Origin of the sequence: Streptomyces afghaniensis (genome assembly GCF_044327915.1) — a bacterium.
Taxonomy (GTDB): Bacteria; Actinomycetota; Actinomycetes; order Streptomycetales; family Streptomycetaceae; genus Streptomyces; species Streptomyces afghaniensis.
On the sequence record NZ_JBIRGJ010000005.1, the window covers coordinates 847,415 to 854,532 of the forward strand.

General features: G+C 70.0%; 7 protein-coding genes. 3 read left to right on the forward strand and 4 right to left on the reverse strand.

Annotation, left to right across the window (positions count from 1 at the left end; genetic code table 11):
* Positions 1-64 precede the first annotated feature (64 nt).
* Positions 65-1,909 carry a cellulase family glycosylhydrolase gene (locus ACH4G3_RS22395; RefSeq protein ID WP_397626153.1) on the forward strand — a complete coding sequence of 615 codons (1,845 nt, stop codon included), beginning with the start codon at positions 65-67 and terminating at the stop codon, positions 1,907-1,909.
* Here ACH4G3_RS22395 and ACH4G3_RS22400 read toward each other — a convergent pair.
* Complete coding sequence (locus ACH4G3_RS22400; RefSeq protein WP_397626154.1) at positions 1,902-3,158, reverse strand: YncE family protein; 1,257 nt, start codon at positions 3,156-3,158, stop codon at positions 1,902-1,904. The genes ACH4G3_RS22395 and ACH4G3_RS22400 overlap by 8 nt on opposite strands.
* A gap of 163 nt (positions 3,159-3,321) precedes the next feature.
* On the opposite strand from ACH4G3_RS22400, the gene ACH4G3_RS22405 reads away from it, so the two are divergent.
* On the forward strand, positions 3,322-3,981 hold the full coding sequence (locus ACH4G3_RS22405; protein WP_397626155.1) for a TetR/AcrR family transcriptional regulator: 660 nt from the start codon (positions 3,322-3,324) through the stop codon (positions 3,979-3,981).
* A gap of 1 nt (position 3,982) precedes the next feature.
* On the opposite strand, the gene ACH4G3_RS22410 is transcribed toward ACH4G3_RS22405, so the two are convergent.
* Complete coding sequence (locus ACH4G3_RS22410; protein WP_449657602.1) at positions 3,983-4,987, reverse strand: GlxA family transcriptional regulator; 1,005 nt, start codon at positions 4,985-4,987, stop codon at positions 3,983-3,985.
* Positions 4,988-5,137: 150 nt separating this feature from the next.
* Between ACH4G3_RS22410 and ACH4G3_RS22415 the strand changes: the two genes are divergently transcribed.
* Positions 5,138-6,028 (forward strand): NAD(P)-dependent oxidoreductase, encoded by an 891-nt coding sequence (locus ACH4G3_RS22415; protein WP_397626157.1) that lies wholly within the window; start codon positions 5,138-5,140, stop codon positions 6,026-6,028.
* Positions 6,029-6,034: 6 nt separating this feature from the next.
* On the opposite strand, the gene ACH4G3_RS22420 is transcribed toward ACH4G3_RS22415, so the two are convergent.
* Both ACH4G3_RS22420 and ACH4G3_RS22425 read right to left on the reverse strand, forming a co-directional pair.
* Positions 6,035-6,391 (reverse strand): hypothetical protein, encoded by a 357-nt coding sequence (locus ACH4G3_RS22420; protein ID WP_397626158.1) that lies wholly within the window; start codon positions 6,389-6,391, stop codon positions 6,035-6,037.
* Positions 6,388-7,118: cbb3-type cytochrome c oxidase subunit I (locus ACH4G3_RS22425; protein ID WP_397626159.1), on the reverse strand; the 731-nt coding region annotated here is incomplete at its 5' end. The genes ACH4G3_RS22425 and ACH4G3_RS22420, both read right to left, overlap by 4 nt.

A 7,118-nucleotide genomic window follows, 5' to 3' on the forward strand; every position in this document is an offset into this window, starting at 1 on the left:
TTTGTGTGGTTTTTGTTTTTTTTATATATAGCTGGTTTTTTTTTTCAATCGCCCCCCTCCCCGTGTGGGGGGGGGGGGGGGGGGGTGGGGGGTTGGGGGGGGGGGGGGGGGGGGGGCCCCCCCCCCCCCCCCCGCCGCGCCCCCTCCCGGCTCCCTCTGGTTCGACGACCCGACGGTCACCGTGACGAACGGCCGCTTCACCGACGCCTCCGGCCGCGAGGTCGTACTGCGCGGCTACAACGTCTCGGGCGAGACCAAGCTCGCGGAGAACAAGGGCCTGCCCTTCGCCTCCGTCGCCGACGCCCGCAAGTCGGCGACCGCCCTGCGCGCCCTCGGCGGCGGCAACACCGTCCGCTTCCTGCTCTCCTGGGCCTACGCCGAGCCCGAGCGCGGCAAGGTGGACACCGCCTACCTGGCCGCCGCCACCGACCAGATGAAGGCGTTCCTCGACGCCGGCATCCGCGTCTACCCCGACTTCCACCAGGACCTCTACTCCCGGCACCTGTTCGACGCCGACAGCTGGTACACCGGCGACGGCGCGCCCAAGTGGGCGGTGGACGCCGGGAACTACCCGGACGAGTCCTGCGGGATCTGCCTCTTCTGGGGGCAGAACATCACCCAGAACGAGGCCGTGAAGCGTGCCACCCACGACTTCTGGCACAACGCGCACGGCGTGCAGGACGCCTTCCTCGCCACCGCTGAGAAGACCATGGCGTACGTCGAACAGCACCTGAGCGCCGACCAGTTCAAGGGCATCGCCGGCTTCGACCCCTACAACGAGCCGCACGCCGGCGTCTACGACTCCGGGCAGACCAGCCGCGCCTGGGAGAAGGACGTGCTGTGGCCGTTCTTCGAGAAGTTCCGGGCCCGCATGGACGCGGCCGGCTGGCGGAACAAGCCCGCCTTCGTGGAGCCGAACCTCTTCTGGAACGCCAACCTCGACTTCCAGAAGCAGGAGGGCGGCCTGCTCGACGCGGGCAAGCTCGGACCCCGCTACGTCTTCAACACCCACTTCTACGACCAGAAGGCCATCTCCGGCGTCTTCATGTGGGGCAAGGCGGCCGACGGCCAGTACGCGAACGACTTCCGCACGGTCCGCGACCGGGCCGCAGCCGCGCAGACCGCCGCCGTCGTCAGCGAGTTCGGGCACCCGCTCGCGGGCAACGTCTCCGACAAGGCGCCGACCGTCCTCAAGGCGATGTACCAGGCGCTCGACTCCCGCCTCAAGGGCGCCGACTGGTGGTCCGATCCGGCGGCCTCCGGGCCGGTGCTCTCCGGCTCGCAGTGGCAGTGGGACATCTACAACGGCCGGCACCGCGAGCTGATGAACGGCAACCCCGACAAGGTGCTCACCGCCGGTGACGCCTGGAACGACGAGGATCTGTCCGCCGTACGCCTGGACGACTCGGGCAAGCCGGTGCTGCGCCAGGACGCCCGGCTCCTGGACCGCCTCTACCCGAGCGCAACGGCCGGCACGACCGTCGGCTTCACCTACGAGGACCGCTCCCGCGACGGCTCGACGACCCTGACCTGGAACCCGGTGCCGAACTCACTGCCGAACGTGCAGCGGCTGGTGGGCTCCGGACAGTACGGGCTGCTGCTGTGGCGCTCGGACGGCGGCCGGGCACCCACCGAACTGCACCTGCCGGCGAGCTTCCCCACCGCGTCCACCACGGTCGTCTCCGACCTGGGCACGGTCCACGCCCCGCCCGCCTACACCTCGACCACCCCGGTCGGCGTGGCCCAGGAGCCGGGCGGCACGGGAAGCCGCCGCCTGCTGCTCACCGCGCCGGACTCGGGCGTCCTGCACTACGCGCTGGTGACCAACGGGGCGACGGCTCCCCCGGCGGACCTGCTGAACGCGGCCCGCTCGGAGCTGGCGGCGTGGGCCGCGAAGGAGGTCAGCTAGCGGACGGGCTCGTCCAGCCGGCCTCCACATGGCCGAGCCGGACGCGCTGCGGGTGGTCCCCGACAGGCACGGACACGGTCTTCTTGCCGGTGGCGAAGTCGATGGCCGTGACCTGGTCGGATCCGCTCTCGGAGACGACGCAACTCCTGCCGTCACCGCTGACCGTGGCCCAGTAGGGCTTGGCGGCGGTGACGAGCGGGCCCTCCTGGAGGGTGTTGCGGTCGACGACCGTGGCGTAGTCGTCCATGGTCCCCGCGACGCACAGCTTCTTGCCGTCCGGGCTCATCGAGAGGCCGTGGTGGCGTGAGTCGTTGACGAAGGTGGTGCGGTCGTCGCTGGTCGCCGGGTTCTTCGGCAGGGTCTTCGTGCGGGTGATCTTGTCGGAGACCAGGTCGTACTCGAAGAACCCGTTGAAGAACGACACCTGGAAGTACAACTTCGACTCGTCCGGCGAGAACACGGCGGGCCGCACCGCGTCGGAGAAGTCCTTCAGGCCGATCGCGTCCAGGCGCGTGCGCATGTCGATGACCTTGACCTGCTGATACGTGGTCGCGTCGATGACCGTGATGCGGCGGTCGCCCTTCGTCCAGTCCAGCCACGGGGCGTCGGTCTGCGTGTTCACGTCGCCGATCGACATGTTGTAGATGTACTTGCCGTCCTTGGTGAAGATGTTCTCGTGCGGCTTGTCACCGGTGGTGGCCTTGCCGAGTTGCTTGCCGGTCACGATGTCCAGGACGTGCACGGCGTTGCCGGTGGACGCCGACACGGCGACCCGCTTCCCGTCGGGGGAGACGGCCATGTGGTCGGCGCGGAAACCGGACACCGGGAAGCGCCAGTTGATCCGCCCGGAGGCGAGATCGATCGACACGACGTCGGCGAAGCTGGGCCGGGAGACGACCACCGACTTCCCGTCCGGCGTGGAGTACATGTCGTCGACGAACTGGTCGTGTCCCTCGCCGACGCTGTTGCGGATCGTCATGAAGGCGATCCATCTGATCGGATCGGCGTTGATCTCCGCCATCCGCTCGTCCTTGTCGGGAACGACGTTGATCCGGCCGATCTTCGCGAAGTCCCCGGTGGACTTGATGACTTCGGCGGTGCCGTCCCAGTTGTTGCCCACGAACAGCACCTGGCGCAGCGCCGCGGAGGCGTCGGGGGTGTCCGCGTGGGCGGCGGTCGCGGGAACGGTGGCGGTCAGGGCCAGGGCGGCGGTCAGGGAGCACAGGTGCCGCCGTCGGAATGCGGGCATGGCTGATCCCTCCTCTGCGGGTGGGGTGAGGAATCTGAACACACGTACTTTCAGAGTCAACTTACTGCAAAGTAAGGAAGGGGTGGCCTTCTCCACAAGACCGCGTCCACGACAAAATCGCGTTCGGGCGAAGATGGGTGTTCGAGCGATGGAGGGAGAGCCGGTGCCGGGCAGACTCAGAGCGCCGACCGGCCGCTACGGCGGCAAGACCGCCGAGGAGCGGCAGGCCGAGCGGCGCCGGCGGTTCCTGGACGCCGCGCTCCAGCTGTTCGGCGACACCCCCGGCTTCCGCGCCACCACCGTCGCTGCGCTCAGCGAGGCGGCTGGGCTGTCGACTCGTCAGTTCTACGAGGAGTTCCGCACCTTGGAGGACGTACTCGCGGCGTTGCACCTCCAGGTCAACGACTGGGCCGAGAAGGCGGTGCTGGAGGCGGCGGCCGGTGCGGCGGACCTGCCGCTCGTCGAGCGCGCGACCGCCATCTTCCGCGCCTACGCCGGGAACGTCACCGCCGATCCGCGCCGGATCCGCATCACCTTCGTCGAGATCATCGGCGTCAGCCCGCGCCTGGAAGAGCAGCGGCTCGCCCGCCGGGCTGGCTGGGTCGACCTCATCTGCGCCGAGGCCCGGGCAGCCGCCGCGCGCGGGGAGGCGGCCCCCCGCGACTACCGCCTCGCGGCGACGGGTTTCATCGGCAGCGTCAACGGCCTGCTGCACGACTGGAGCGCCGGCTGGGTCGACGCGACGCTGGACGAGGTCGTCGACGAACTGGTCCGGCAGTTGCTGGGGATCCTGCGGCCCCCGGGCTGGAGTCCGCAGACCTGACTCAGGCCCGCGTACGTCCACGCCCGGTCGCCCGGGCGCCGGGAAAGGCCCGCCGGTAGTCGCCGGGCGACACCCCGAGGTGCCTCAGGAAGTGGTGGCGGAGATTGTTGGCCGTGCCGAGGCCGCTCAGCTCCCCGACCTTCTCGATCGGCAGGTCCGTCGACTCCAGCAGTGACCGGGCGCGCCCGAGCCGCTGGTCGAGCAGCCACCGCAGCGGTGTCGTCCCGGTGACGGCCTGGAGCCGCCGGTAGAACGTGCGGGGGCTCATCGCGGCCCGGTGCGCCAGGTCGGCCACGGTCAGCGGCCGGTCCAGGTTGGCCCGCGCCCATGCGAGGACGGGCGCCAGGCCCTCGTCGTCGTCGGCCGGCACGGGCAGCTCGATGAACTGCGCCTGTCCGCCCGGCCGGTGGGCGGGCACCACCATGCGGCGCGCCAACTGGTTGGCGACGTGCGCACCGAGATCGCGCCGCACCAGGTGAAGGCACAGGTCGAGCCCGGCGGTCAGTCCCGCGCTGGTGAGCACGTCGCCGTCGTCCACGTACAGCACCGACGCGTCGACGTGCACCTTCGGGTAGCGCTCGGCCAGCTGTGCGGTGTGCATCCAGTGGGCGGTGGCGCGCCGCCCGTCGAGCAGCCCGGCCTCGGCGAGCGCGAAGGCGCCGGTGCACAGGGAGACCATGCGGGCGCCCGCGTCATGAGCCCGGCGCAGGGCGGCGATCAGTTCCCACGGCAGCGGCCTGCCCTCTTCGACGCACGAGTCGGGCACCGACGGCACGATGACCGTATCGGCACCAACCAGGTCTTCCAGCCCGTGGCGGGTGCGCAGACTCAGGCCATGACCGTCCGCCGCGCCGTCCCCCTCCGCCGGCCCGGCCCCGGTCCCGCACAGCCGCAGGTCGTACCAGGGATCAGCCAGATCGGGCTGCGGCTTGCCGAACACGGTGCACGGGATACTCAGTTCGTACAGATCCCACGAGGGGACCCCGATCTCCTCGGTCACGACCACGGCGACAGAACCGGCACTCATGCCCCGCAGCCTATGGCAGGAATTTGGTGGAGGCCGTCACTGCTGTCACTGTTCCCGATCTTCGTGCCCTGCGACCGTTGGTCCTACGTGATCACACGTCATCTCGCCATCGTCTACGAGGAGTTGGGCATGAACGCAGGACACCGCCGGCCGGTCACCGTCGTCGGACTGGGCTCGATGGGCTCGGCGCTGGCCGCCGCGCTGCTGGACCGGGGCCACCCCACCACCGTGTGGAACCGTTCCCCGGACAAGGCCCGCCCCCTCGTCGACCGCGGCGCCCGCCCGGCCGGCACCCCCCAGGAGGCGATCGCCGCCTCACCCCTGACCATCGCCTGCGTGCTGGACTACGAGGCGCTGTACACCGTGCTCGACCCGGCCGCCGGCGAGCTGGCGGGCAGAACCCTGGTCAACCTCACCTCCGGGTCCCCCGAACAGGCCCAGGAGGCGGTCAAGTGGGCCGACTCCCACGGAACCGGTTACCTCGACGGTGCCATCATGACCACCCCGCCCGGCGTCGGCGACCCCGCCAAGATGTTCCTCTACAGCGGCTCCCGAGAGGTCTTCGACGCCCATCGCTCCACCCTGGCGACCCTCGGCGACCCACTCCACCTGGGCACCGACCCCGGCCTCGCCTCCCTCTACGACGCCGCCCTGCTCGGGCTGATGTGGTCCACCATGACCGGCTGGCTGCACGGCACCGCGCTGGTCGGCGCCGAGCGGACATCGGCCGCCGACTTCACCCCGGTCGCGATCCGCTGGCTGAGCGCGGTGGCGGGTTTCCTCACCACGTACGCTCCCCAGGTGGACGCCGGCCGCTACCCGGGCGACGACGCCACCGTCGACGTGCAGATCGCGGCCATCGACCACCTCATCCACGCGGCGGCTGCCCGCGGCATCGACAACGCGCTGCCCGAGCTCCTCAAGGCCGCGATGGAGAAGGCCGCCGCCACCGGCCACGGACAGGACAGTTACGCCAGCCTGATAGAGGTCCTGAGGAATCCCTCCGGCAGCGGTGCCTGACACCGGCTAGACCGCCACCAGCACCACGAGATCCACTGCCAGCAGCAGCGCGCATCCCAGCAGCAGACCGGCCAGCAGCCGTGCGCGGAGCCCGCGGTACACCGCCTCGTATTCACTCTGCAGTTCCTGCCCGCGCCGCGCCGTCCGCTGCCAGGAGGCCCGGGCGAGGGCGAGGTGCTCAGCCGCGAACAGCCTTTCCACCTCCTCCCGTTGAGCTTCCGGCAGCCGGTCGAGCCGGGCGGCGAAGCGCGCGGCGGCCGCACGGGCCTCTTCCTGCGCGGCGGCGGCCAGCAGATGGCCCTCGACGTCGTTGTGGAACGCCCGCAGGTCCACGTCCGCGGGCAGGCCCTCCATCGCGGTCATCGGAGCGTCAGCTCCCGCTCCGCCGCCGCGACGTCCGCATGGTGCAGGTCGAACGCCGGGGACTCGCTGCGGATCCGCGGGAGGGCGACGAAGTTGTGCCGCGGCGGCGGGCAGGAGGTCGCCCACTCCAGGGAACGGCCGTAGCCCCACGGGTCGTCGGCCGTGACCCGCTCGCCGTACTTCGCCGTCTTCCAGACGTTGTAGAAGAACGGCAGCATCGACATGCCGAGCAGGAACGAGCTGACCGTCGACACCGTGTTGAGCGTCGTCAGGCCCTCCACCGCCAGATAGTCGGGGATCCGCCGCTGCATGCCCTGAGCGCCCAGCCAGTGCTGCACCAGGAACGTGCCGTGGAAACCGGTGAACAGCGTCCAGAAGGTGATCTTGCCGAGGCGCTCGTCGAGCATCTTGCCGGTGAACTTCGGCCACCAGAAGTGGAAGCCGGAGAACATCGCGAACACGACCGTCCCGAAGATGACGTAGTGGAAGTGGGCCACTACGAAGTACGAGTCGGAGACGTGGAAGTCGATCGGCGGCGAGGCCAGCAGCACGCCTGTGAGCCCACCGAACACGAACGTGATCAGGAAGCCGGTCGCCCACAGCATGGGCGTCTCGAACGAGAGGCTTCCGCGCCACATGGTGCCGATCCAGTTGAAGAACTTCACACCGGTCGGGACCGCGATCAGGAAGGTCATGAAGGAGAAGAACGGCAGCAGCACACCGCCGG

Excerpts from the sequence above, each read along its gene's own strand:
- ACH4G3_RS22420 (WP_397626158.1), bottom strand. The coding sequence starts at position 6,391 with ATGACCGCGATGGAGGGCCTGCCCGCGGACGTGGACCTGCGGGCGTTC.
- ACH4G3_RS22400 (WP_397626154.1), bottom strand. The coding sequence starts at position 3,158 with ATGCCCGCATTCCGACGGCGGCACCTGTGCTCCCTGACCGCCGCCCTG.
- ACH4G3_RS22415 (WP_397626157.1), top strand. The coding sequence starts at position 5,138 with ATGAACGCAGGACACCGCCGGCCGGTCACCGTCGTCGGACTGGGCTCG.